Origin of the sequence: Stenotrophomonas sp. ATs4 (assembly GCF_051861585.1) — a bacterium.
Taxonomy (GTDB): domain Bacteria; phylum Pseudomonadota; class Gammaproteobacteria; order Xanthomonadales; family Xanthomonadaceae; genus Stenotrophomonas; species Stenotrophomonas maltophilia_AS.
The window spans coordinates 148,873-172,058 of sequence record NZ_JBLYPK010000006.1 but is presented as its reverse complement, the minus strand read 5'-3'; the positions used below and the strand labels follow the sequence as shown (position 1 = coordinate 172,058).

Annotated in this window: 24 protein-coding genes; 12 read left to right on the top strand and 12 right to left on the bottom strand. The window is 66.9% G+C overall.

Annotated elements, in window-relative coordinates:
• Positions 1 to 119: 119 nt before the first annotated feature.
• Both ABR323_RS12555 and ABR323_RS12550 read left to right on the top strand, forming a co-directional pair.
• Positions 120 to 1,163 carry a DUF1176 domain-containing protein gene (locus ABR323_RS12555; RefSeq protein WP_439449561.1) on the top strand — a complete coding sequence of 348 codons (1,044 nt, stop codon included), beginning with the start codon at positions 120 to 122 and terminating at the stop codon, positions 1,161 to 1,163.
• Positions 1,164 to 2,234, top strand: coding sequence for a DUF1176 domain-containing protein (locus ABR323_RS12550; RefSeq protein ID WP_439449560.1), 1,071 nt, complete (start codon positions 1,164 to 1,166; stop codon positions 2,232 to 2,234).
• A 43-nt stretch (positions 2,235 to 2,277) separates the two neighbouring features.
• Here ABR323_RS12550 and ABR323_RS12545 read toward each other — a convergent pair whose 3' ends face one another.
• The 6 genes from ABR323_RS12545 to dapB all read right to left on the bottom strand — a co-directional run bounded on the left by ABR323_RS12545 (position 2,278) and on the right by dapB (position 9,648).
• Positions 2,278 to 3,195, bottom strand: a complete 918-nt coding sequence (locus tag ABR323_RS12545; RefSeq protein WP_439449559.1) for a phosphoglycerate mutase — start codon at positions 3,193 to 3,195, stop codon at positions 2,278 to 2,280.
• Between the two features lie 4 nt (positions 3,196 to 3,199).
• Positions 3,200 to 3,664 carry a transcription elongation factor GreA gene (gene greA, locus ABR323_RS12540; RefSeq protein ID WP_206141072.1) on the bottom strand — a complete coding sequence of 155 codons (465 nt, stop codon included), beginning with the start codon at positions 3,662 to 3,664 and terminating at the stop codon, positions 3,200 to 3,202.
• Between the two features lie 8 nt (positions 3,665 to 3,672).
• Positions 3,673 to 6,915, bottom strand: a complete 3,243-nt coding sequence (gene carB / locus ABR323_RS12535) for a carbamoyl-phosphate synthase large subunit (RefSeq protein ID WP_439449558.1) — start codon at positions 6,913 to 6,915, stop codon at positions 3,673 to 3,675.
• Between the two features lie 54 nt (positions 6,916 to 6,969).
• Positions 6,970 to 7,512 (bottom strand): hypothetical protein, encoded by a 543-nt coding sequence (locus ABR323_RS12530; RefSeq protein WP_439449557.1) that lies wholly within the window; start codon positions 7,510 to 7,512, stop codon positions 6,970 to 6,972.
• Positions 7,512 to 8,639 (bottom strand): glutamine-hydrolyzing carbamoyl-phosphate synthase small subunit, encoded by a 1,128-nt coding sequence (carA, locus tag ABR323_RS12525; RefSeq protein WP_135273479.1) that lies wholly within the window; start codon positions 8,637 to 8,639, stop codon positions 7,512 to 7,514. Before carA ends, ABR323_RS12530 begins: the two co-directional genes overlap by 1 nt.
• A gap of 289 nt (positions 8,640 to 8,928) precedes the next feature.
• Positions 8,929 to 9,648: a 4-hydroxy-tetrahydrodipicolinate reductase gene (gene dapB, locus ABR323_RS12520; RefSeq protein WP_439449556.1), complete on the bottom strand. Its 720-nt coding sequence runs from the start codon at positions 9,646 to 9,648 to the stop codon at positions 8,929 to 8,931.
• Between the two features lie 90 nt (positions 9,649 to 9,738).
• Between dapB and ABR323_RS12515 the strand changes: the two genes are divergently transcribed.
• The 4 genes from ABR323_RS12515 to ABR323_RS12500 all read left to right on the top strand — a co-directional run bounded on the left by ABR323_RS12515 (position 9,739) and on the right by ABR323_RS12500 (position 12,116).
• Positions 9,739 to 10,500 (top strand): 3-oxoacyl-ACP reductase, encoded by a 762-nt coding sequence (locus ABR323_RS12515; RefSeq protein ID WP_439449555.1) that lies wholly within the window; start codon positions 9,739 to 9,741, stop codon positions 10,498 to 10,500.
• Between the two features lie 4 nt (positions 10,501 to 10,504).
• Positions 10,505 to 10,900, top strand: coding sequence for a MerR family transcriptional regulator (locus ABR323_RS12510; protein WP_439449554.1), 396 nt, complete (start codon positions 10,505 to 10,507; stop codon positions 10,898 to 10,900).
• Between the two features lie 55 nt (positions 10,901 to 10,955).
• Complete coding sequence (locus ABR323_RS12505) at positions 10,956 to 11,537, top strand: NAD(P)H-dependent oxidoreductase (RefSeq protein WP_439449553.1); 582 nt, start codon at positions 10,956 to 10,958, stop codon at positions 11,535 to 11,537.
• A gap of 117 nt (positions 11,538 to 11,654) precedes the next feature.
• Positions 11,655 to 12,116 carry a DUF4304 domain-containing protein gene (locus tag ABR323_RS12500; protein WP_439449552.1) on the top strand — a complete coding sequence of 154 codons (462 nt, stop codon included), beginning with the start codon at positions 11,655 to 11,657 and terminating at the stop codon, positions 12,114 to 12,116.
• A gap of 129 nt (positions 12,117 to 12,245) precedes the next feature.
• On the opposite strand, the gene ABR323_RS12495 is transcribed toward ABR323_RS12500, so the two are convergent.
• Genes ABR323_RS12495 through ABR323_RS12485 form a run of 3 tightly spaced genes read right to left on the bottom strand, consistent with a single transcriptional unit; the run spans position 12,246 to position 14,613 of the window.
• Complete coding sequence (locus tag ABR323_RS12495; protein WP_135273474.1) at positions 12,246 to 12,500, bottom strand: DUF6587 family protein; 255 nt, start codon at positions 12,498 to 12,500, stop codon at positions 12,246 to 12,248.
• Positions 12,500 to 14,362, bottom strand: a complete 1,863-nt coding sequence (gene feoB, locus ABR323_RS12490) for a ferrous iron transport protein B (RefSeq protein WP_135273473.1) — start codon at positions 14,360 to 14,362, stop codon at positions 12,500 to 12,502. The genes ABR323_RS12495 and feoB overlap by 1 nt, the downstream gene beginning before the upstream one ends.
• The gene (locus ABR323_RS12485; RefSeq protein ID WP_005409473.1) at positions 14,359 to 14,613 is read right to left on the bottom strand and encodes a FeoA family protein; all 255 of its coding nucleotides are present in this window, start codon (positions 14,611 to 14,613) and stop codon (positions 14,359 to 14,361) included. The genes feoB and ABR323_RS12485 overlap by 4 nt, the downstream gene beginning before the upstream one ends.
• A 119-nt stretch (positions 14,614 to 14,732) precedes the next feature.
• Between ABR323_RS12485 and ABR323_RS12480 the strand changes: the two genes are divergently transcribed.
• The 6 genes from ABR323_RS12480 (at position 14,733) to ABR323_RS12455 (ending at position 18,840) form a co-directional block, all read left to right on the top strand.
• The gene (locus ABR323_RS12480) at positions 14,733 to 15,521 is read left to right on the top strand and encodes an enoyl-CoA hydratase/isomerase family protein (protein ID WP_439449551.1); all 789 of its coding nucleotides are present in this window, start codon (positions 14,733 to 14,735) and stop codon (positions 15,519 to 15,521) included.
• A 2-nt stretch (positions 15,522 to 15,523) separates the two neighbouring features.
• On the top strand, positions 15,524 to 15,925 hold the full coding sequence (locus ABR323_RS12475) for a VOC family protein (protein ID WP_197579392.1): 402 nt from the start codon (positions 15,524 to 15,526) through the stop codon (positions 15,923 to 15,925).
• Positions 15,922 to 16,818 carry a hydroxymethylglutaryl-CoA lyase gene (locus ABR323_RS12470; protein WP_439449550.1) on the top strand — a complete coding sequence of 299 codons (897 nt, stop codon included), beginning with the start codon at positions 15,922 to 15,924 and terminating at the stop codon, positions 16,816 to 16,818. Before ABR323_RS12475 ends, ABR323_RS12470 begins: the two co-directional genes overlap by 4 nt.
• A 100-nt stretch (positions 16,819 to 16,918) precedes the next feature.
• Positions 16,919 to 17,689 carry an SDR family oxidoreductase gene (locus tag ABR323_RS12465; RefSeq protein WP_043399005.1) on the top strand — a complete coding sequence of 257 codons (771 nt, stop codon included), beginning with the start codon at positions 16,919 to 16,921 and terminating at the stop codon, positions 17,687 to 17,689.
• Positions 17,690 to 17,738: 49 nt separating this feature from the next.
• The gene (gene yeiP / locus ABR323_RS12460; RefSeq protein ID WP_006363947.1) at positions 17,739 to 18,305 is read left to right on the top strand and encodes an elongation factor P-like protein YeiP; all 567 of its coding nucleotides are present in this window, start codon (positions 17,739 to 17,741) and stop codon (positions 18,303 to 18,305) included.
• Positions 18,295 to 18,840, top strand: a complete 546-nt coding sequence (locus ABR323_RS12455; RefSeq protein ID WP_439449549.1) for a hypothetical protein — start codon at positions 18,295 to 18,297, stop codon at positions 18,838 to 18,840. Before yeiP ends, ABR323_RS12455 begins: the two co-directional genes overlap by 11 nt.
• Before the next feature lie 52 nt (positions 18,841 to 18,892).
• Here the strand turns inward: ABR323_RS12455 and ABR323_RS12450 are convergent, their stop codons facing one another.
• The 3 genes from ABR323_RS12450 to ABR323_RS12440 form a co-directional block, all read right to left on the bottom strand.
• Positions 18,893 to 19,579: a COG3650 family protein gene (locus ABR323_RS12450; RefSeq protein WP_439449548.1), complete on the bottom strand. Its 687-nt coding sequence runs from the start codon at positions 19,577 to 19,579 to the stop codon at positions 18,893 to 18,895.
• Positions 19,580 to 19,662: 83 nt separating this feature from the next.
• The gene (locus ABR323_RS12445; RefSeq protein ID WP_439449547.1) at positions 19,663 to 20,055 is read right to left on the bottom strand and encodes a nuclear transport factor 2 family protein; all 393 of its coding nucleotides are present in this window, start codon (positions 20,053 to 20,055) and stop codon (positions 19,663 to 19,665) included.
• Complete coding sequence (locus tag ABR323_RS12440) at positions 20,036 to 23,185, bottom strand: multidrug efflux RND transporter permease subunit (protein WP_439449546.1); 3,150 nt, start codon at positions 23,183 to 23,185, stop codon at positions 20,036 to 20,038. Before ABR323_RS12440 ends, ABR323_RS12445 begins: the two co-directional genes overlap by 20 nt.
• Position 23,186 lies beyond the last annotated feature (1 nt).

Sequence of the window (23,186 nt, the reverse complement as noted above, 5' to 3'; positions counted from 1 at the left end):
CATCGCCGGGTGACGGAAGACCTGCGCATGATACCCCGCCCGGCTTGCCGGGCTCTTCCCGGGCTTGGCGCAGAAGTGGCGATCGCCCATGCTTGTTCGCCTCTGAAACGGAATTCGCCATGTATCGCCCGTTGTCCGCACTGCTTGCCGGCCTGTTACTGCCGCTCGCCAGCCATGCCGCAAATACGCCGGCCACACCCGGTATCGAGTTCGTGCACCACGACTGGTTCCTGGCCTGCGACAACACGGGCACCTGCCGTGCCGCGGGTTATGGCCCGGAAAACGCAGACAGCCTGCTGGGCCTGATGCTGGAACGTGCAGGTGGTCCCGGCACGGTAGTGAAGGCGCGGCTGCGGGTGGGCGAGGATGGCGAAAGCGCCATGCCTGAAGGAGCGATGCGCCTGCAGGTGAACGGCCGTGATCTGGGCCCGGTGCAGGACACCGGCGCCGACGAGGCCGTAACGCTACGTCCCACGCAGGTGGAAGCCCTGCTCGCCGCCCTGCCCGGCCAGGCCCGCATCGAGGTGATCGACAGCAACGGCGCGCGCTGGCCGATGTCCGACCGTGGGGCTGCCGCTGTACTGCTGAAAATGGATGAGGCACAAGGGCGGATCGGAACACCCGGCGCCCTGGTGCGGCGTGGCACGCGTGCCGAAACGAGCGTGCCGGCTGCGCACGCCAAGCCGGTGATCGTGAGCGCGGCACTGATGGCCCCACACTCCGGGGACAGCGAACTGGGAAGCAGCGAAGCGCTGCGCGACGCCCTGATCGCCACGCTCGGCGACGGTGACGACTGTCCGCGCCTGATCGAGTACACGGGCACCCCGGAAATGGTGATCGAGCGGCTGGACGACAGCCATGTGCTGGTGCAGGCGCTGTGCCAGATGGGCGCGTACAACTACAGTAATGGCTTCTGGATCGCGCGCGACCAGCCCCCCTTCGCCCCGCAGACGGTCACGATGGAAGCAGAGGGCTTCTCGCGCGTCGAACGCACGCTCTACGCGCGCTACAAGGGCCGCGGCATCGGCGACTGCGTTTCCGGCTCGGACTGGGTATGGGATGGCCACAGATTCCAGCCCAGCAGTGCGTTCAGTACCGGCATGTGCCGTGGCATGCCGGGCGGGCACTGGATGCTGCCAACCCTGCTCAGCGAGGTGCGTTGAATGCGTGCCCCTTCTTTGCTGCCGGCACCTCTCTTCCTGCTGGGATTGCTGACGGCATCCTCGGCTGCTTCGGCCGCCGATCCGATGGGCGCATCGTTCGCCGAGGGCGACTGGTTCATGGCCTGCGACAACACGCGTGCCTGTCGTCTCGCCGGTGTCGGTGCCCCGGCACCGCTGAGGCTGGCCGTGCTGATCGAGCGCAATGGCGGCCCCGGAGCCGCGGTGGAGATCCGGCTGGCACTTGCCCGCGACAACGCTGACGATCCCGAAGCGCACGCACAGTCACCTGCCGGCGCATTGCAGTTGCGGCTGGACGGAAAGCCCGCGGGCAGCATCGGCGTACTGGCATCAGCCACGGAGCATGCAGCGCTGACCTCGGCTCAGGTGCAGGCGTTCAGTGCAGCCCTCGTCAATCGCTCACCCATCAGCGTCACCGACGGCAAGGGCCAGGCGTGGTCGCTCTCCGCATCCGGCGCGGCCGCGCTGATGCTGAAGATGGATGAGCTCCAGCAGCGCCTGGAGACACCCGGCGCACTGGTGCGACGCGGATCACAGCAGGAGTCAAGCGTGCCGCCGGCTCTCTCGAAGCCGCGGCTGCCAACACCATCCAGGCGGGTGCCGCCGCGTGAGGAAGATGCGCAACTGGGCGAGCGCGAGGACCTGCGTCGCCTGCTTCAGCCCAGCGACAAGGCAGACTGGGCATGCGCTGCCAATGTGCAGCAGACTGCCCCGCGTTCCATCACCGTCCAGCGACTGGACGATCATTACCTGCTCGCCTCTGTTGTCTGCCACACGCCTGCGTTCAATGTGCCGGCGGGCACGTGGGTGATCAACGACCAGCCGCCGTTCAATCCCACGTTCATTACCCAGGGCGCACTCTTCGCGAACGCGCCGGAGGCGGTGTTTCTCGAGGAAACCGTGGAGACCGACCAGGATCGCTGCGAAACCGGGCGCTACTGGGCGTGGGATGGACGGCAGATGCGGCTAAGCATGGAGTACGTGGGCGGCACCTGTAGCGGCGATGGAGCATCCATCTGGCGACTGCCGACTTACATCACGGAATTCCGTTAGGGCATCCGCCGGGCGTGGCCCGGCGCTACCGCGGGAGCCCGGCTCACTCGTGAAGCTGGCGCGGCTTCTTCCAGAACTGCCAGCGCTGGCCACGGTCCAGCTGGAACTGCAGGCCGTCTTCGAAATCCAGCACCAGCCGCTGCAGCTCGCCACGCTTCAGCGCGGCCAACAGCGGACGGATCGCATCATTGCCCAGCTGCTGCAAAGAGCGCAGCTGGCGCAGATCCACCAATGCATCCACCGACTGCTCGCCATCCACGGCAACGCCCGCAGCCAGGGCCAGGCCCTGCAGCAGCGCATCGCGGCTGCGCACCTGTGCGTGCGGCGTGTTGACCGATACCGGCATCACGCCACCGCCCCAGAACCACAGCGAATTGATCGGCTGTTGTCCCTGCGCGGCGCGCTGCTGGTTCCAGGAATGGTTGTGCAGCAGCACCTGCGCCTCGGTCATCAGCGCCCGCCAACGACGGCCGGTGTCGCCCTGCGGAAGGTGCGAGAACAGGTCATCGCCCAGCACCTCGTCCGGACTGTCGAAGTCCGGCAGCTCGCTGTCGATCGGAAGCCGCAGGTACCAGCGCGAAGGATCCGGTGCGTCGAGCACATACCCGGCATCGGCGAACAACGGCTGCAGCACTGGCAGCAGCGCCAGGCAGTCGGCCAGGGTCGGCCGCAGCGTTTCGCCGTAGGCCATCATCCGCGCGCCGTGCATGTCCGGCACCATGCAGGCCGGATCAGCACGCAGCCAGCACGCGCCGGCAGCATCGCCGACGTCACGCTGGCGGGTCAGTGCAGCTACCGGCCAGTGCGGCGCGGCAACCGAGAAATGGCGCTGCAGCTGTGCCCGCTCGCCGGCTTCAAACTGCGAGGCGTCGGCGCGGCCCAGGGCACGCGCCACGTCATCAGCCAGCGCAGCCGCGGCAAAGCGGCTGCGCGCCGGCAACAGCAGGGTCGCCGTCGCCACCGGGTCAGTCCAGGTAGCTGACGCTGACGATCTCGTACTCGCGCTGGCCGGCCGGGGCGTCGATCACGATCGAATCGCCTTCCAGCTTGCCGATCATCGCGCGCGCCACCGGCGAGGAGATGGCGATCAGGCCCAGCTTGATGTCCGCTTCCAGGTCACCGACGATCTGGTACTTCTTCTCTTCGTCGGTTTCCACGTCGGCCAGCGTCACGCTGGCGCCGAACACCACCTTGGAGCCCGCATTGAGCTTGCTCACGTCGATGATCTCGGCGTGCGACAGCTCGCCTTCCAGCTGCTTGATGCGGCCTTCGATGAAACCCTGTTCCTCGCGCGCGGCGTGGTACTCGGCGTTCTCCTTCAGGTCGCCATGCTCACGCGCTTCGGCGATCGCAGCGATCACCTTCGGGCGTTTGACCGACTTCAGGTGATCCAGTTCATCGCGCAGACGCTGCGCGCCCTTCATCGTGATGGGGGCTCTCATGCATTCAACTCCTTGTGCAGTTCCTGCAGCGACCAGACAGGGCCGGTGCCGCGGAATTCCAGTGAATCCACCAGCGCCTTGGCGCCGGCAATGGTGGTCGAGTAAGTGACGCGGTGCTGCAGCGCCTCGCGACGGATCGAGAACGAATCGTTGATCGCCGAACGACCTTCGGTCGTGTTGACGATGTAGACGATCTCGCCGTTCTTGATCGAGTCGACAATGTGCGGACGGCCTTCGACCACCTTGTTGATGATCTCGCAGTCCATGCCGTGCTGCTGCAGCCAAGCGGCGGTGCCACGGGTGGCGACCAGGCTGTAGCCACGGGCCAGCAGGGCCTTGGCCACCGGCAGCACGCGCTTCTTGTCCGGGTCACGCACCGACACGAACGCCTTGCCGACCGGCGGTGCCTTGATGCCACCAGCTTCCTGCGCACGCGCGAAGGCGGCGTTGAAGCTGCGGCCCACGCCCATCACCTCACCGGTGGAGCGCATTTCCGGCCCGAGGATCGGATCGACGCCCTGGAACTTGGCGAACGGGAAGATCGCTTCCTTCACCGAGTAGTAGTCCGGCACGATTTCCTTGGTCGCGCCCTGCTCTTCCAGGGTCTTGCCCGCCATGCAGCGCGCGGCGATCTTGGCCAGCGGCATGCCGGTGGCCTTGGACACGAACGGCACGGTGCGCGAGGCACGCGGGTTCACTTCCAGCAGGTAGATGGTGTCGTTGCCTTCTTCATCGGTCTGGATCGCGAACTGGGTGTTCATCAGGCCGACCACGTTCAGGGCCTTGGCCAGTTCCACCACCTGGCGACGCAGCTCGGCCTGGGTTTCAGCCGACAGCGAGTACGGCGGCAGCGAGCACGAGGAATCACCCGAGTGCACGCCGGCCTCTTCGATGTGCTCCATCACGCCACCGATCAGGACGTTGCCCTGGGCATCGGCGATGATGTCGACATCACACTCGACCGCATTGTCGAGGAAGCGATCCAGCAGCACCGGCGAATCATTGGACACCTTCACCGCATCACGCACATAGCGGGCCAGGTCGGATTCGCCATAGACGATTTCCATGGCGCGGCCGCCCAGCACGTAGCTCGGGCGCACCACCAGCGGGTAGCCGATCTCGCGGGCCAGCAGCAGGGCTTCCTGGTCGTTGCGGGCGATGCGGTTCGGCGGCTGCTTCAGGCCCAGCTTGTCGACCAGCTGCTGGAAGCGTTCGCGGTCTTCGGCCAGGTCGATGGAGTCCGGGCTGGTACCGATCACCGGCACGCCATTGGCTTCCAGCGCGCGCGCCAGCTTCAGCGGGGTCTGGCCGCCGTACTGCACGATCACGCCCTTCGGCTGTTCCAGTTCGACGATTTCCAGCACGTCTTCCAGGGTCAGCGGTTCGAAGTACAGGCGGTCGGAGGTGTCGTAGTCGGTCGACACGGTTTCCGGGTTGCAGTTGACCATGATGGTTTCATAACCATCCTCGCGCAGCGCCAGTGCCGCGTGCACGCAGCAGTAGTCGAACTCGATGCCCTGGCCGATGCGGTTCGGGCCACCACCCAGGATCATGATCTTGTTGCGGTTGGTCGGCGCGGCCTCGCACTCGTCCTCGTAGGTCGAGTACAGGTAGGCGGTACCGGTGGAGAATTCACCGGCACAGGAGTCCACGCGCTTGTAGACCGGACGCACCTTGTGCGCACGACGCAGTGCACGGATGGCGGCTTCGTTGGTTCCGGTCAGCTGGGCCAGGCGGGCGTCGGAGAAGCCGGCGCGCTTGAGCTTGCGCAGGCGAGCGGCGTCCAGTGCGTCGATACCATCGGCGGCGACCGAGGTCTCGGCAGCGATGATCTCTTCGATCTGGTCCAGGAACCACGGATCGATGTAGGACAGCTTGAAGATGTCCTCCACGCTCATGCCGGCGCGGAACGCATCGGCGACGAAGAACAGGCGCTCCGGGCCCGGCGCCTTCAGTTCGCGGCGAAGGGTCTGCAGGTCGTCTTCATTGGTCAGGTCCAGGCCGGTCGGGTCGAAGCCGACCTTGCCGGTTTCCAGGCCACGCAATGCCTTCTGCATCGATTCCTGGAAGGTGCGGCCCATCGCCATCACCTCACCCACCGACTTCATCTGGGTGGTCAGGCGTGCATCGGCAGCCGGGAACTTCTCGAAGGCGAAACGCGGGATCTTGGTGACAACGTAGTCGATCGACGGTTCAAACGAGGCCGGGGTCAGGCCACCGGTGATCTCGTTCTTCAATTCGTCCAGCGTGTAGCCCACGGCCAGCTTGGCGGCGACCTTGGCGATCGGGAAGCCGGTGGCCTTGGAGGCCAGCGCCGAGGAACGCGACACGCGCGGGTTCATCTCGATCACGACCACGCGACCGGTGTCCGGGTTGATGCCGAACTGCACGTTCGAGCCACCGGTATCGACGCCGATCTTGCGCAGCACGGCGATGGAGGCATCGCGCAGGCGCTGGTATTCCTTGTCGGTCAGGGTCTGCGCTGGGGCCACGGTGATCGAGTCACCGGTGTGCACGCCCATCGGGTCCAGGTTCTCGATCGAGCAGACGATGATGCAGTTGTCCGCGGTGTCGCGGACCACTTCCATTTCGAATTCCTTCCAGCCCAGCACCGACTCTTCCACCAGCACTTCAGTGGTCGGTGACAGTTCCAGGCCACGGCTGACGATGTCGACCAGCTCTTCGCGGTTGTAGGCGATGCCGCCACCGCTGCCGCCCAGGGTGAAGCTGGGGCGGATGATGGTCGGGTAGCCAACGCGGGTCTGGATCTCCAGCGCTTCGTCCAGGGTGTGGGCGACGGCGGCGGTCGGGCACTCCAGGCCGATCTCACCCATGGCCACGCGGAACAGCTCGCGGTCTTCGGCCATCATGATCGCTTCGCGCTTGGCGCCGATCAGTTCAACGTTGTACTTCTCCAGCACGCCGTTGTCGGCCAGGTCCAGTGCGCAGTTCAGCGCGGTCTGGCCACCCATGGTCGGCAGCAGCGCATCGGGCTTTTCCTTGGCGATGATCTTCTCGACCGTCTGCCAGTTGATCGGCTCGATGTAGACGGCGTCGGCCATTTCCGGGTCGGTCATGATCGTGGCCGGATTGCTGTTGACCAGCACCACGCGGTAACCCTCGTCGCGCAGGGCCTTGCAGGCCTGGGCGCCGGAATAGTCGAACTCGCAGGCCTGGCCGATGACGATCGGGCCAGCACCGATGATGAGGATGGTCTTGAGGTCAGTGCGCTTGGGCATTTTCTTCTCTAAGTCAGTACAGCGTGACAAGGGGGAGTGATCGCACGCTGTCGATCAGGAAATCTCTTGGGGTTTCAGCGCAATCCGGCACTGGTCCTGCAATCCTCTGGCCAACTGCTCCGGCAGGTCGTCGGGTGGGCTCAGGCGTCCGAAACTGGCCAGCAGGCGCTCGTGGGCCGCGCTGGCCAGGAACGCCTCGAACACGGACTGGTACTGCTCGCTCTGCACGTCGATGGATTCGGCATCATCACCCGTCGTGCCGCCTGCGAGGGCCCGATAGCCCTTGCCTGACGGCGTCTCCAGGAAGCGCGCCCATTCGGCGATGACGGTGTCGCCGTCGTCGCCAAGATCGTTGATCACCGATCGCCTTGCCTGGCCGAGCAGAACCGCATGGATGGCGCTGCGTGCGCACTGGCGGTCGCCCTCGGGCAGTGCCTTGAGCGATGGCACTTCGGCCACCATCATCTCGGCCGACGCGGCCCCCATCGAACCTTTGTTCAGCTTCCGCATCACGTCAGCCACACCGGCATCGGTTGCCGGCGCTGCCGAAGCGAGCCCGGCAACGCACAGCAGCGGCAGCAGAGCGAGGCTGCGCATCAGGCCTTGGCCTCTTCCATCAGGACCACGAAGCGGTCGAACAGCGGACCGACATCGGTCGGCCCCGGCGACGCTTCCGGGTGACCCTGGAACGAGAACGCCGGCACGTCGGTGCGGGCCACGCCCTGGTTGGTGCCGTCGAACAGCGAACGGTGGGTCACGCGCAGGGTCGGCGGCAGGGTCGCTTCATCGATAGCGAAACCGTGGTTCTGCGAGGTGATCATCACCCGGCCGTTGTCCAGGTCCTGCACCGGGTGGTTGGCGCCGTGATGGCCGTGGCCCATCTTCATGGTCCTGGCGCCCGAGGCCAGACCCAGCAGCTGGTGGCCCAGGCAGATGCCGAAGGTCGGGATCTTCACGTCGATGAAGGTCTTGATCGCTTCGATCGCGTAGTCGCACGGTTCCGGGTCACCCGGGCCGTTGGACAGGAACACGCCGTCCGGCTTCAGCGCCAGCACCTCGGCAGCCGGGGTCTGCGCCGGCACCACGGTCACTTCGCAGCCACGCTCGGCCAGCATGCGCAGGATATTGGTCTTCACGCCGAAGTCGTAGGCCACGACCTTGTACTTGGCCGGCACGCTGACGAAGGCATTGGCATCCAGGTCCAGCTGGCCCTCGGTCCAGGTGTAGGTCTTCTCGGTAGTGACGACCTTGGCCAGATCCATGCCCTTCAGCCCCGGGAACTTGCGGGCAGCTTCCAAAGCCTTTTCCACGTCGATGTCGCCGGCCATCAGCGCACCGTTCTGCGCGCCCTTCTCGCGCAGGATGCGGGTGAGCTTGCGGGTGTCGATGCCGGCGATGGCGACCACGCCACGCTGGATCAGCCAATCCTGCAGCGACACCTGGCTGCGCCAGTTGCTGGGACGGCGGGGAACATCGCGCACGATCAGGCCGGCCGACCACACCTTGGACGCTTCATTGTCCTGGTCGGTCATGCCGGTGTTGCCGATATGCGGATAGGTCAGCGTGACCATCTGCCGGGCGTAGGACGGGTCGGTCAGCACTTCCTGGTAGCCGGTCATGGCGGTGTTGAACACCACCTCACCGACGGACAGGCCGGGCGCGCCTACGGATTCGCCCTCGAATACGGTGCCGTCTTCGAGGACGAGAATTGCGGCTTGGGTCACGGGAATCTCACTTTGGCTACCGAGGGGGCTGCCGAAGTCACGCCTGCGCTTCACGGAAATCCGGTTGCAAAAAAGCGCGGACGTACGGTCTGGGACCGGTCCGGCTTTCGTGATTCGGCGAGTGCGAATTGTAGCGCTGCCGGGGCGCTCGCGCCAGCGGTTATCGCGCTTGATGAACAGGCGATTGCGCATTCATTTCAATCCGGCGGCGTATGTGGGGTCCGCTGGCCGGCAATCCCATTGGCGTCCGGTGCCCCGAGGTTGCCGGCCAGCGGCCGGCACTACCGACTTACTGCAGCAGATCCCGTACCCGGTAGCTGCCGGCCGCCCGGCCCTGCAGCTGGCGGGCGGCGAACAGGGCACCGCGGGCGAAGATGTCGCGGTTGGTGGCCCGATGCACCAGCTCGATGCGCTCACCCAGCCCGGTGAACTGGACCAGGTGCTCGCCAACGATGTCGCCGGCACGCAGGCTGGCGTAATGCGGCTCCGCCCCACCCCGCTGCGCGGCCGCCCCCAGGGTCAGCGCGGTGCCCGACGGCGCGTCCTTCTTCTGGGTATGGTGCGACTCGACCACGTCGCAGTCCCAGCCGGCCAGCGCCTGCGCCGCGCGCTCGACCAGCTCGTCCAGCACCGCCACGCCCAGGCTGAAGTTCGATGCCCACACCAGCGCAATCCTATCCGCCGCTGCCTCCAGCGCCTGGCGCTGCGTGCTGGAGATGCCGGTGGTGCCCGATACAAGTCCTGCACCCCGCTCCACGCACAGCGCCAGCAGCGGGTCGAACCCTTCGGGCAGGCTGAAGTCGATCGCCACATCGAACGCCGGTGCGCCGGGCAGCTCGCTGGCAGCGAAGAACGGCACGCCGTCGACCACGCGCTGGGCTGGCGCGCGACCGGTCACCGCGGCCACGATCTGCAGGGTTTCGGGATGTTCGGCAGCCAGCCGCAGCAGGGCCTGGCCCATGCGCCCGGAAGCGCCGTGAATGAGCAATCGCAGGGGAGTCTGGTTCATGCCCGCAGGCTAGCGGCAGCACACCCGCTCCGGCAAGCACCATCGCTGCTACGCTGCATGCCCTTTCATGCAATGGATGGCAGTTCCACCATGCAGATCAGCGAACAGCTGGTACTGGTCACCGGCGCCGGCCGCGGCCTTGGCAAGCACATTGCCCGCGCCTTCGCCGCCCAGGGCGCCCGCGTCATCATCAACTACCACCGCAGCGAAGCCGCCGCACGCACCCTGGCCGCTGAGCTGGGCGGGCAGGCGATCGCGCTGCCGGCCGACGTCACCGAGCGCGCCCAGGTCGATGCGATGCTGCAGCACGCGCTGGCCCACTTCGGCCAGGGTGTCACCACGGTGGTCAACAACGCGCTGGCCGCCTTCTCGTTCAACGGTGACGGCCGCGACGGCGCCGCCGATATCGGCTGGCCGGCATTCCAGGCACAGTTCGAGGGCAGCGTGCGTGGCGCGCTGAACACCGTGCAGGCCGCCCTGCCCGGCATGCAGGCGCGTCGCTTCGGCCGCGTCATCAACATCGGCACCAACCTGTTCCAGAACCCGGTGGTGCCCTACCACGACTACACCGCCGCCAAGGCCGCACTGCTGTCGCTGACCCGCACCCTTGCCGGCGACCTGGGCCCGCATGGCATCACGGTGAACATGCTGTCCGGCGGCCTGCTGCGTACCACCGATGCCAGTGCCGCCACGCCGGAAGCGGTGTTCGACTACATCGCCGCCAATACGCCGCTGCGCAGCGTCACCACCCCGGCCGAGTTCGCTGATGCGGTGCTGTTCTTCGCCAGCCCGTGGTCGCGCGCGGTGACCGGCCAGAATCTAGTGGTCGATGGCGGCCTGGTGCGGGACTGAGCCAATGCGCATCTCCGAAGTCAGTCGCCTGACCGGCGCCAGTGCCAAGGCCATCCGCCTGTACGAGGCACGCGGCCTGCTGCTGCCGGTGCCGCGCCTGAACCGCTATCGCGACTACAGCGAACAGGACGTGGCCTGGGTGCAGCTGATCCGCCAGGCGCTGGGGCTGGGCATCACCCTGGCTGCGATCTCGCGCCTGCAGGGTCGCGATGGGCGACTGGACTGGCCGGCGGCGTTGGCGCTGCTGGAACAGCAGCGGATCCGTATTGCCAACGAACGGGGGCGGCTGGCGCAGGTCGAGCGCGCCCTGCAGCAGGTCAGCGACGAGCTGCAGCAGTGGCTGCACTCCGGCAGCGGCGACTGCATCCTGGAACCCAGCGGCTGCACCACCCCGGTTTGACTCTGCCCCTGGGGCAGACCGCAACCTCGCGCACTTTCCATTGCCCGAGGTTGCCGTGTCCCGTTCCATCCTGATCCTGCTGGGCCATCCCGACCGCGACAGCCTGTGCGGCGCCCTCGCCCAGCGTTATGCCACGGCCGCCGAGAACGCCGGCCACCGAGTGCGCCTGATCGCACTGGGCGAGCTTGGATTCGACCCGGTGCTGCGCCACGGTTATCGCCAGATACAGCCGCTGGAAGCCGACCTGCAGGACGCCGCCGATGCGATCGAAGCCTGCGATCATCTGGTGCTGGTCTACCCCACCTGGTGGGGCGCGATGCCGGCCCTGCTGAAGGGCTTCTTTGACCGCGTGCTGTTGCCGGGCTTCGCCTTCCGCTACCGGCGCGATTCGGTGTGGTGGGACCGTCTGCTGGCCGGGCGCAGCGCGCGGGTGATCACCACGCTGGACACGCCGCCCTGGTATTACCGCTGGATCTACCGTGACCCGGGCATCACCCAGGTCCGCGCCACCATCCTGGAGTTCTGCGGCATCCGCCCGGTGCGGGTCAGCCGGCTGGGTGCGGTGCGCGGCAGTACCCCAGCGCAGCGGGAGCGATGGCTGGCGATGGCAGCGGAGCTGGGCTCACGGACTCGGTAGATCCACGCCATGCGTGGATGAAATGCCGGCCCACGTTCCCGGTGTCGCATTTGCCAATTGACCGCCAGGCACTGCGCCTCAAGGCTGTGGGCCCTTCTTCCGGCCCAGGCAAAGCCCATGAAATCCTCGACCGTCTTCAGCAAATGCGCAAAGAAGACAGGCTTTGCCGGGACATCGACCACCCGCTACCGCTTGCTGGATGACGCCCTGCTTGTCGTAAATCACCAACGCGCCAGCGAAAGCCGGGGCTTCTATGTGAATGCTGGACTCTACTTTCCAGAGCTGCTCGAGTATCCCCTTGCACCTGACGATCTTGAAACGGCTTTCAGGTACCGCTCCAGCATTCCCACGCCGCATGTCGACTGGCGGATCGAAGAGACGCCAGGCCTGCGCCGGACTTTCATCCAGCAGGATCTTGAAGATCTACTGCAGGCCGGCAACCGCGACGCGCTGAAAGGCCTGCTGCTCTTTGCCCTTGCCGATGTGGCGGGCTTCGCGGCAACCCATGGCAACCGCGAGGCGGTGCGGCGACTGAATCAGGACGGGAGTTTCCGCGCGATCATCCGCAAAGAGGTCTGAACCCGGCCGGCGTCCGGTAGATCCACGCCATGCGTGGCGGAAAACCCACAGTAGATCCACGCCATGCGTGGATGAAGCGCGGAAGCGTGCGAACCAAGGTTCGCACCCACCAGGGCAGGAAAAGCAGCGTCAGTGCTGCTTCGGCGGAGTCGGCCCGCAGCTGTCGCAACCGCCACAGGCGCCACCACCTCCGCTCGCCGGCGGCGCGATCTTCCGCCCCAGCCCCTGCAGCCAGGCAGCGCGGCCCGGCTTCAGCAGGGCCAGCGCCAGGGCCCCGCGCAGCGTGCGCACGGTGCCGGGGAACTGCTTCTTCAGCACCACCCAGGCACTGACCAGCACCGCCACCGCGATGATCAGGTACTGGATCAGCAGGCCGGTATCCATCAGCCGCCTCCCAGCGCCTTGGTCACCTGGTAGGTGATCAGCGCGGCGACATAAGCCGCGGCAAACAGATAGAACGCCGAGAAGCCCATCGTCTTCCACGAATTGGTCTCGCGCTTGATGGTGGCCAGCGTCGAGATGCACATCGGTGCGTAGATGAACCACACCAGCAAGGCCAGACCAGTCGCCAGCGACCAGCCATCAGCCACCACCGGCGACAACGCGGAGATCGCCGCGTCGTCATCGGCAGCCGACAGCGCATACACCGTCGCCAGCGAGGACACCGCCACTTCACGTGCAGCAAGGCCCGGAATCAGCGCGATGCAGATCTGCCAGTTGAAACCCAGCGGCGCGAAGATCGCCGTCATCGCATGGCCGATCTGGCCGGCATAGCTGTAGTCGATGGCCGGCATCGTCGCGTCGGCGGGCGCCCCCGGGAACGACAGCAGGAACCACAACAGGATGGTCAGCGCCAGGATGATGCCGCCGACGCGCTTGAGGAAGATCATGCCGCGCTCGTACAGGCCGACGGCGAGATCACGAGGATGCGGAATGCGGTACGACGGCAGCTCCAGCATCAGCGGGTGCTCGCTCTTGTCGCGGCGCCACTTCTTCATCACCCACGACATCACCAGCGCGCTGAGGATGCCGGCCACGTACAGGCCGAACAGCACCAGGCCCTGCTGGTTGAAGATGCCGATCTTGCCGGCCGGAATGAACGCACCGATCAGCAGCGCATACACCGGCAGGCGCGCCGAGCAGGTCATCAGCGGTGCCACCAGGATCGTGGCCAAGCGGTCACGCGGGTCCTGGATGCTGCGCGTGGCCATGATGCCCGGCACCGCGCAGGCGAAGCTGGACAGCAACGGGATGAACGACCGCCCCGACAGGCCCGCCGCCGCCATCATCCGGTCAAGCAGGAACGCGGCACGGGGCAGGTAACCGGATTCCTCCAGCGCCAGGATGAAGGCGAACAGAATCAGGATCTGCGGCAGGAACACCACCACGCCCCCCAGGCCGGCGATGATGCCGTCGGTCAGCAGACTGGTCAGCGGCCCTGCCGGCAACACGCTGGCGGCCAGTTCACCGAGCCAGGCGAAGCCGGCCTCGATACCATCCATCAGCGGCGTCGCCCAGGCGAACACCGCCTGGAAGATCAGGAACATCACCACGACCAGGGTGATCAGGCCGAACACCGGATGCAGGAGCCAGCGGTCCAGCGTGTCGTCGATCTTCGCGGTCCGCGCCGGCATGCGCACGGCTGCAGCGAGGATCGCACGCACCTGCGCGTGGTAGTCCACGCTGCCATCAACACCGGCCAGCGGCGCATCCAGGTGCGGCACCATGGTGTCCAGGCGCTCCACCAACGCACGCGCGCCCTGCTTGCGCACCGCCACGGTTTCCACCACCGGCACGCCGATTTCGCGCTCCAGCGCGGCAACGTCGATCTGGATGCCGCGACGCTGCGCGGCGTCCACCATGTTCAGGGCGATGATCATCGGCTTGCCCAGCTCGCGCAGTTCCAAGGCGAAGCGCAGGTGCAGGCGCAGGTTGGTGGCGTCGATCACGCACAGCAGCACGTCCGGCGCGGCTTCGCCCGGGTAGAAGCCCCGGCACAGGTCACGGGTGATCGCCTCGTCCAGGCTGGCCGGATGCAGGCTGTAAGCACCTGGCAGGTCAAGCACGGCGAATTCACGACCGGACGGCGCACGCAGGCGCCCTTCCTTGCGTTCGACGGTGACGCCGGTGTAGTTGGCAACCTTCTGCCGGCTGCCGGTCAGCTGGTTGAACAGCGCGGTCTTGCCGCTGTTGGGATTACCGACCAGCGCGATGCGCAGCGGGGCGGCGGTGGCAGTAGCGGTCATGCACGTCGTTCCTGGCTGGCGGCGTCGACCACGACGCGCTTGGCTTCACTGATCCGCAGCGCGAACCGGGTGAACCCGACCTGCACCAGCAGCGGCTCGCCCCCCACCGGGCCCTTGGCCACCAGGCGCACTTCCTCGCCCTTCACGAAACCCAGCTCGCGCAGGCGACGGGCAATGGCATCGTTGGCATGCAGGTCCTGCACGGATTCGACCACGGCCGAGGTGTGCAGCGGCAGTTCGGACAGCGTCATCTAGCGTGTTCTCTGCTGGATGTAAATGGTTCTCGATTCTAACATTCCCGCGTCGCGTCATGGCCCATGACCAATGGCCCGCTATGATCCATACAGGTATGGAGTGACTCTGGAATCCCATGAACGATGCTTTGCAGATCGAGCGCAGCGGCGCCGTCCTCACCCTCTGGCTGAACCGGCCGGAGCTGCACAACGCCTTTGACGCCGGGCTGATCGCCCGGCTGACCGCCGCACTGGAAGCCGCCGGCCACGATGATTCGGTGCGGGCGGTGGTACTGGCCGGCCACGGCGCCTCCTTCTCGGCCGGTGCCGACATGCAGTGGATGCGCGGCATGGCCGCCGCCAGCGAGGCCGACAACCGCGAGGACTCGCTGGCCCTGGCGCGGCTGATGCGCACCCTCGATGAGCTGCCCAAGCCGACCCTGGCCCGGGTCCATGGCGCGGCCTTCGGTGGCGGCGTCGGGCTGGTTGCCTGCTGCGACATCGCCATCGCCAGCACCTCGGCCCGCTTCGGCCTGACCGAAAGCCGCCTGGGCCTGCTGCCGGCGGTGATCTCGCCCTACGTGATCGAGGCCATCGGCCCGCGCCAGGCCCGTCGCTGGTTCGCCACTGGCGAGCACTTCGACGGCGAGACTGCGCTGCGCATCGGTCTGGTCCACCAGCTGGTCGAATCCGAACGCCTGGACGAGGCCGTGCAACGCCAGTTGGCCCTGCTCGACAAGGCCGGCCCGATCGCCTCGTCTTCGGCCAAGCAACTGGTGCGGCAGGTCCGCGACAGCGACGACCGCGACACGCTGGATCGCGATAATGCCGCCCTGATCGCGCGCCTGCGGGTGTCCGCCGAGGGCCAGGAAGGCCTGGGCGCCTTCCTCGACAAGCGCGCCCCCCATTGGGTCACGGAAGCCTGAACATGCTCGATCATCTTGGTTTGACCAGCGCCGACCTGGCGCGCAGCAAGACCTTCTTCCTGCAGGCACTGGCGCCGCTGCAGATCGGCGTGGTGATGGAAGTCACCGCCGAACAGACCGGCGCCCACGACCACATCGGCTTCGGCAGCGACGGCAAGCCGTTCTTCTGGCTTGGCAATGGCGGCACTGCCAGCCACGGCGTGCACGTGGCCTTTGCCTGCGCCAGCCGCGCCCAGGTGGACGCCTTCCATGCCGCCGCCCTCGCCGCTGGCGGCCGCGACAACGGCGCCCCGGGCCTGCGCCCGTGGTACCACCCCGACTATTACGGTGCCTTCGTGCTCGACCCGGATGGCAACAACATCGAAGCGGTCTGCCACCGCCCCGCCACCGGGGAGGCCGCATGAACGACTACGTCCGCATCGTCGAGGTCGGCCCGCGTGACGGCCTGCAGAACGAAAAACAGTCGGTGTCCACCGCCGACAAGATCGAACTGATCAACCGCCTGTCGGCCACCGGCCTGCGCAGCATCGAAGCGACCAGTTTCGTCAGCCCGAAGTGGATCCCGCAGCTGGCCGACGCCGCCGAGGTCTATGCCGGCATCCAGCGCCGGCCGGGCATCCACTACCCGGTACTTGTGCCGAACGAACAGGGCTACGACCGTGCCCGTGCGGTGGGCGTGGAGGAAGTGGCGGTGTTCACCGCCGCGTCCGAGGCGTTCAATCGCACCAACACCAATGCCGGCATCGATGAATCGTTGGCGCGCTTCGAGCCGATCCTGCGCCGTGCCGCCGCCGATGGCGTGCGCGTGCGCGGCTACGTCTCCACCGTGCTCGGCTGCCCCTACCAGGGCGAGGTGCCGCTGGCCGACGTGGTGCGGGTGGCCCGCGCCCTGCACCAGATGGGCTGTTACGAAATCTCGCTGGGCGACACCATCGGCGTCGGCACCCCGCGCAAGGCACGGGCGATGCTGCAGGCGGTGGCCGCCGAGATCCCGATGGAGGCGCTGGCCGTGCACTTCCACGACACCTATGGCCAGGCCATCGCCAACATCGCCACCTGCCTGGAAGAAGGCGTGCGCGTGGTCGACAGTGCCGTCTCCGGTGCCGGTGGCTGCCCGTATGCGAAGGGCGCCAGCGGTAACGTCGCCAGCGAAGACGTGGTCTACCTGCTGCAGGGCCTGGGCCTGGACAGCGGCGTGGACCTGCCGGCACTGGCCGAGACCGGCCGCTGGCTGGCTGGCCTGCTCGGACGCGCCACCGCCAGCCGCACCGGGCAGGCGCTGGCCGCCGCCGGGTGACCGCCGCACTGCGCCGCCCTGCAAAGGCGGCGCAGTGCACAACAGCGGCGGTCGCAGCTTCCGTTAGAATCGGCGGTTCTCGAACCTGCAGGACCGTTCAATGCAGCTGTCTTCCGTACGTGCCGTGATCACTGGCGGCGTCTCCGGCCTCGGCCTGGCCGTGGCCCAGCACCTCGTCGCCCAGGGCGGCAAGGTGGCCCTGTTCGACCTCAACGACGACAAGGGTGCGGCCGCCGTTGCGGGGCTGGGCGCCGACAAGGCCCGCTACTTCAACGTCAACGTCAGCGATGAGGCAGCCGTGGCTGCGGCCATCGACCAGGCCCACGACTTCCTCGGCGGCCTGAACGTGGCGATGAACTGCGCCGGCATCCTCGGCGCCGGCCGCGTGCTCGGCAAGGAAGGCCCGATGCCGCTGGCCGGCTTCCAGGGCACGGTGATGGTCAACCTGGTCGGCAGCTTCAACGTCGCCAAGGCCGCTGCCAACCGCATGCAGCACAATGAAGCCGGCACCGACGGCGAGCGCGGCGTGATCATCAACACCGCCAGCATCGCCGCCTATGAAGGCCAGATCGGCCAGGCTGCGTATGCCGCCAGCAAGGGCGGCGTGGTGTCGATGACGCTGCCGATGGCACGCGAACTGTCGCGCTTCGGCATCCGCGTCAACACCATCGCTCCGGGCGTGTTCTGGACGCCGATGGTCGATGGCATGCCTGAAGCCGTGCAGCAGTCGCTGGCCGCCTCGATCCCGTTCCCGTCGCGCCTGGGCAAGCCGGAAGACTTCGCCAGCCTGGTCGGCTTCATCCTCGGCAACACCTACCTCAACGGCGAGACCATCCGCCTGGACGGCGCTACCCGCCTCGCTCCGAAGTGATTCCCCCCGGGCGCCGGGACGGCGCCCTCCCCCAACGACCTAGATCACCATGAAAGCCAACGACATCAAGAAGGGCAACGTCGTCGAGTTCAACAACGGCGTGTACCAGATCCGCGACATCGAGCGCAGCTCGCCGCAGGGTCGCGGCGGCAACGTCCGCTTCCGCTTCATCATGTACAGCGTGCCGGGCGGCAACAAGCTCGACGCCAGCTTCGATGCCGACGACAACCTGGTCGAGGTCGAACTGCTGCGTCGCCAGTCCACCTATTCGTACAAGGACGGCGATGCGTTCGTGTTCCTCGATGACGAGGACTACACCCCCTACACCCTGGACGCGGACGTGATCGGCGACGACGCCGGCTACATCACCGACGGCCTGACCGGCATTTACGTGCAGGTGATCGACGAGCAGCCAGTGGCGATCCAGCTGCCGGCCTCGGTGGTGCTGGAAGTGATCGAGACGCCGCCGGAACTGAAGGGCGGCACCGCCACCAAGCGCCCGAAGCCGGCCAAGCTCAACACCGGCATCGAAATCATGGTGCCGGAGTACATCGTCAACGGCGAGCGCGTGCTGGTGAACACCGCCACCGGGGAATTCGCTGGCCGTGCCGACTAAGCGTCTCGCGTTGATCGCCTGCCTGTCCCTGCTTGCGGCGTGTTCGCCGCAGGCAGCGGACAACGCTGCTGATGCTGCGCCGAACGCCGCACCGGTCGAACCGGCGGTGACGGCCACACCGGCGGTGGAGGCACCGGCCGCCGTGGAGGCCACCGCCGAAGCGGAGCCCTCTACCGACCAGACCTCGGGCGATGAGGAACTGGACAAGGCACGCGCAGCCGCAGGCTGCCCGGTTCCGGAGGATGTGTATGACGTCGACGACGTGCGCATCTACTGCACGATGCCGGCTGACGTCCAGGCTTTCCTCACACGTGAGAACACCTGCCAGCATTTTGCAGGCGAGGAGCCGTACGACGACGAGCGTCGCCGCGAACTGGAAGAGGCCGGCGCAAAGTACTGCGAGGGCCGCGAGAAGATCTTCACCGATCTGATCGCGCGTCATCGCGGTGACTGTGCGATCCGCAACGCGCTGATCGGAGTCAACGGTCGCTATGACCTGGACTTCGATCTGGACCTGAAGCCCTGCGAGGGCTGATTCGATGCACGCCGGGCATGGCCCGGCGCTACCGATGCGGCGGAATCAGGCGTTACTTCGCGCCAAAATTGCCGCAGCCGTGGTATTGGCGGGTACCGATGGTCAGATTCACTTTGGCCTCGAACGCCTCGCCGCTCATGTCGTCCTGGCAGGTGGTGCGCTGGAAGCTGAGCTTGACGTCGGTGCCATCGGACGCCTTGCCGCTCCAGCCGTCAGCACCTTCGGCGGGCTTGGCGACGTCGAAACGACGCTCACCGTAATCCACTTCCACCTGCAGGCCCGGCGTGTCGCCGTCGACAACCGCCAGCCAGCCGGGTTCATTGCCGGTGGCACGGAACGCGGCCTTGCCGGCGCTGCCATCGCCTTCGGTGGCTTCCACCGCATGGCACTCGCGGTCCGCCTCGCCCTTCAGGCTCAGCAGGCCGTCATCGCTACCCTTGGTCCAGAAGCTGTTGCCCTGGCCATCGCCATACTTGGCGCCGGACGCCGCGCGCTCGGAGGTCATGGCGAAGGTGCGATCACCGATCACCACCGTGGCCGCATCCTCACCATTGAAGGTCGCGCGCACGTCCAGATCGCCACAGCGATACGGGGATTCATTGCCACCCTCGCTGCTGGCGCTCGGCTGTGGCGTGGCAGGCGGGGCGTCATTGCCGCCCGCAGCGGGCGCCTGGGCTGGCTGGCACGCGGCCAGCACCAACCCGAGGGAGGCTGCCAACAGACTGGGAACTACACGCATGGCTCGACTCCTTGTCGACACTACAGAGAGGCTCGACCCTACCACCTGTCGGTGAGCGGGGCCTGAAAGCGGCCTGACCGCGCTCACGCGGCCAGTACCGCCATCGACAGGAGCTGTGCGCCGCTGTCGCCGGAACTGCAGGTCCACACCCGCAGCAGGCGCAGTTTCAGTTCGCGCTCCTGGCCCTGGTCGTGCACCGACAAGCGCACGTCGCTGGACAGCAATGCCAGGCGTCCGCACAGCAGCGTTTCCACCGCATGCGACTGCAGGCTGCGCACCTGCAACCTGCCGGCCAGCCAGTCGCCCAGCCATGGCAGATCGAGCATGCGCCCGCCCTGCCCGTCCATCATGAACAATGCTGGCGATACCAGCGCGGTCAGCGCATCGTGGTCGTCATCCAGCAATGCCTGCCGCAGGCGCTGTTCCAGCGCCACCAGCTGCCGCTCATGCAGGTCTTCAACGATGTCCCGTTCCATCCACGGATCCTTCCGGCATCGGCCGGCGCCTGCGCAGGCGTTGCGCGATCCACTGCCGCGCGCCCTGCACCACTACATAGAAGACCGGTACGAAGAACACCGCCAGCACGGTCGCACTGACCATGCCGCCGAACACACCGGTTCCAATCGCCTGCTGGGTTTCCTTCGACGCACCCTGCGCCAGCATCAGCGGCACCACGCCCAGCGCGAACGCCAGCGAGGTCATCACGATCGGCCGCAGGCGCAGCCGCGCCGCTTCCAGTGCCGCTTCAACCAGGCTGCGACCCTGCTGCTGCAGCTGGCGCGCGAACTCGACGATGAGGATGGCGTTCTTCGCCGACAGCCCGATCACCGTGATCATGCCGACCTTGAAGAACACGTCGTTGGGCATGCCCCGCAACAAAACTGCAGCAACGGCACCGAGCAGGCCCAGCGGCACCACCAGCATCACCGCCAGCGGGATCGACCAGCTCTCGTACAGTGCCGCCAGCACCAGGAACACCACCAGCATCGACAGCAGCAACAGCCACGGCGCCTGCGCGCCCGATTCGCGTTCCTGCAGCGACTGGCTGGTCCACTGCAGGGCAAAGCCGGACGGCAGCTTTTCGGCCAGCCGCTCCATCTCCGCCATGGCCTGGCCGGTCGACACGCCGGAGGCCGGTGCGCCGGACAGGTTCAACGCCGGGAAGCCGAGATAGCGCTGCAGCTGCAACGGCGCCTCGGTCCAGTGCGGCGTCACCAGTTCCGACAACGCCACCATGCCGCCTTCGCTGTTGCGGACGTACAGCTTCAGCACGTCCTCCAGCTCCATCCGGTGCGGCGCATCAGCCTGCAGGATCACCTGCTGCAACCGGCCCTTGTTGGGAAAGTCGTTGACGTACTGCGAGCCCATCGCTGCCGACAGTGTGCTGCTGATGTCAGCGAAACCCACGCCCATCGCCTCGGCCTTGGCGCGGTCGATGTCCAGCCGCACGCTGGTACCTGCGGGCAGGCCATCGGCATGCACCTCCGACAACAGCGGGCTGGCCTCGGCCAGCTTCAGCAGCTGCTGCAGGGCCGCGCGCAGCTCGGCCTGACTCTGCCCGGTACGCGCCTGCAGGGCCAGCGAGAAGCCGGACGAACGCCCCAGGCTGTCGATGGCCGGCGGCATCACGCTCATCACCTCGCCCTCGGCAATCGTGGCCATCGCCTTCTGCGCGGCCTCCACTTCGCCGGCTGCGGTGGCCCCTGCACGCTCGCCCCAATCCTTCAGCATGGTGTAGGTCAGCGCCGCGCTCGGGCCGGAACCGGAGAAGCTGTAGCCGAGGATCGACTGGTTGGAGCCGATGCCCGGGCGTGACGCCACATGCCGTTCGTAGGCTTCTACCACGGCCAGCGTGCGTTCGGCGGTGGCTTCGGCCGGCAGCTGGATCGATGTCATGAAGTAGCCCTGGTCCTCTTCCGGCAGGAATGCGCCCGGCAGCCAGTGCAGGCCCAGCAGTAGCGCCACTACCAGCGCGGCGAACACGCCCATTACCCGCCCGCTCCACTGCAGCACCGACGCCACACCACGCTGGTAACGCCCGGTCATCCGCTCGAAGCCACGGTTGAAGGCGCCGAACAGCCCGCCACGACCATGATGGCCATGGCTGTTCGGGCGCAGCAGCGTCGCGCACAGCGCCGGCGTCAGGCTCAATGCCAGCAGCGCCGAGAACAGGATCGACACCGCCATCGCCACGGTGAACTGGCGGTAGATGGCGCCCACCGAACCGCTGGCCAACGCCATCGGGATGAACACCGCAGTCAGCACCAGGGTGATGCCGATCACTGCGCCGGTCAGCTCACGCATCGCCTTGATGGTCGCCTCTCGCGGCGGCAGCCCTTCTTCGGCCATGATCCGTTCCACGCCTTCGACCACCACGATCGCGTCGTCGACGATGATGCCGATTGCCAGCACCATGCCGAACATGGTCAGCACGTTGATCGAGAAGCCCAGCGCCAACATCACCGCAAAGGTACCCAGCAGCGCGATCGGTGCGACCAGCGCCGGAATCAGCGTGTAGCGCCAGTTCTGCAGGAACAGGTACATCACCGCGAACACCAGCAGCATCGCCTCCAGCAGCGTCTGCACCACCTTCTGGATCGAGATCTTGACGAACGGCGCGGTGTCGAATGGAATGCTCGCCTCGACTCCGCGTGGCAGTAAGGGTGCCAGCTCGGCGATGCGCTCACGCACGGCCGACGCGGTACGCACCGCATTCGCGCCCGGGCGCAGCTGCACGCCGGCGGCGGTGGCCGGATGGCCATCCTCACGGGTGCCCCAGGCATAGCTCTGTGCGCCCAGCTCGACGCGGGCGACATCGCCCAGCAGCACCCGCGAGCCGTCGGCCCCGGCACGCAGCACGATGGCGGCGAACTGTTCCGGCGTGGACAGCTGGCCATCGGCGCTCAACGGCACGGTGATGCGCTGGCCCGGCACACCCGGCGAATCGCCGATGCGCCCTGGTGAGATCTCCAGATTCTGTTGCTCTATGGCAGCGGCCACGTCACCCATGGTCAGCCCGTAGCCGGTCAACCGGGTCGGGTCCAGCCACACGCGCATCGCCTGCTCGGCGCCGAACAGCTGCACGCGGCCGACGCCATCGATGCGGCGCAGCTCCTCGATGATGTTGCGCGCCATGAAGTCGCCCAGCGCGGCCTCGCTGACGCTGGCATCTGGCGAACGCAGGCCGACCAGCATCAGGAAGCCGGAATCGGCGGCCTCGACGAACAGGCCGTTCTGGCGCACGCTGCGCGGCAGGCGCGGCTCGATCGCCTTGATCCGGTTCTGCACGTCCACCTGCGCCAGCTCCGGGTTGGTGCCCGGCTTGAAGGTCGCAGTAATCGAGGCTTCGCCGGAGGTGTCCACCGACGACTCGAAATACAGCAGGTGCTTGACGCTGGACAGCTCGCGCTCGATCAGGCCGACCACCGCGTCATTCAGCGTCTGCGGGCTCGCACCCGGGTAGCTGGCGTAGATGCTGACGCTGGGCGGCGCAACCGCCGGATAGCGTTCCACCGCCAGCCGCGGGATCGCCAGCACGCCGGCCAGGATGATGAAGATCGCCAGCACCCAGGCGAACACCGGGCGATCGATGAAGAAACGTGCCATG

What these genes read in the sequence shown, in the direction of transcription:
- ABR323_RS12470 (WP_439449550.1), top strand. Translation starts at nt 15,922, where the DNA reads ATGAACGACTACGTCCGCATCGTCGAGGTCGGCCCGCGTGACGGCCTG.
- ABR323_RS12465 (WP_043399005.1), top strand. Translation starts at nt 16,919, where the DNA reads ATGCAGCTGTCTTCCGTACGTGCCGTGATCACTGGCGGCGTCTCCGGC.
- ABR323_RS12440 (WP_439449546.1), bottom strand. Translation starts at nt 23,185, where the DNA reads ATGGCACGTTTCTTCATCGATCGCCCGGTGTTCGCCTGGGTGCTGGCG.
- ABR323_RS12530 (WP_439449557.1), bottom strand. Translation starts at nt 7,512, where the DNA reads ATGCGCAGCCTCGCTCTGCTGCCGCTGCTGTGCGTTGCCGGGCTCGCT.
- ABR323_RS12495 (WP_135273474.1), bottom strand. Translation starts at nt 12,500, where the DNA reads ATGGATACCGGCCTGCTGATCCAGTACCTGATCATCGCGGTGGCGGTG.
- ABR323_RS12485 (WP_005409473.1), bottom strand. Translation starts at nt 14,613, where the DNA reads ATGACGCTGTCCGAACTGCCGCTGCACACCTCGGCCGTGGTCGAATCC.
- ABR323_RS12515 (WP_439449555.1), top strand. Translation starts at nt 9,739, where the DNA reads ATGCAGATCAGCGAACAGCTGGTACTGGTCACCGGCGCCGGCCGCGGC.
- dapB (WP_439449556.1), bottom strand. Translation starts at nt 9,648, where the DNA reads ATGAACCAGACTCCCCTGCGATTGCTCATTCACGGCGCTTCCGGGCGC.
- carB (WP_439449558.1), bottom strand. Translation starts at nt 6,915, where the DNA reads ATGCCCAAGCGCACTGACCTCAAGACCATCCTCATCATCGGTGCTGGC.
- ABR323_RS12475 (WP_197579392.1), top strand. Translation starts at nt 15,524, where the DNA reads ATGCTCGATCATCTTGGTTTGACCAGCGCCGACCTGGCGCGCAGCAAG.
- ABR323_RS12555 (WP_439449561.1), top strand. Translation starts at nt 120, where the DNA reads ATGTATCGCCCGTTGTCCGCACTGCTTGCCGGCCTGTTACTGCCGCTC.
- yeiP (WP_006363947.1), top strand. Translation starts at nt 17,739, where the DNA reads ATGAAAGCCAACGACATCAAGAAGGGCAACGTCGTCGAGTTCAACAAC.
- ABR323_RS12450 (WP_439449548.1), bottom strand. Translation starts at nt 19,579, where the DNA reads ATGCGTGTAGTTCCCAGTCTGTTGGCAGCCTCCCTCGGGTTGGTGCTG.
- ABR323_RS12480 (WP_439449551.1), top strand. Translation starts at nt 14,733, where the DNA reads ATGAACGATGCTTTGCAGATCGAGCGCAGCGGCGCCGTCCTCACCCTC.
- feoB (WP_135273473.1), bottom strand. Translation starts at nt 14,362, where the DNA reads ATGACCGCTACTGCCACCGCCGCCCCGCTGCGCATCGCGCTGGTCGGT.
- ABR323_RS12510 (WP_439449554.1), top strand. Translation starts at nt 10,505, where the DNA reads ATGCGCATCTCCGAAGTCAGTCGCCTGACCGGCGCCAGTGCCAAGGCC.
- ABR323_RS12550 (WP_439449560.1), top strand. Translation starts at nt 1,164, where the DNA reads ATGCGTGCCCCTTCTTTGCTGCCGGCACCTCTCTTCCTGCTGGGATTG.
- ABR323_RS12500 (WP_439449552.1), top strand. Translation starts at nt 11,655, where the DNA reads ATGAAATCCTCGACCGTCTTCAGCAAATGCGCAAAGAAGACAGGCTTT.
- ABR323_RS12445 (WP_439449547.1), bottom strand. Translation starts at nt 20,055, where the DNA reads ATGGAACGGGACATCGTTGAAGACCTGCATGAGCGGCAGCTGGTGGCG.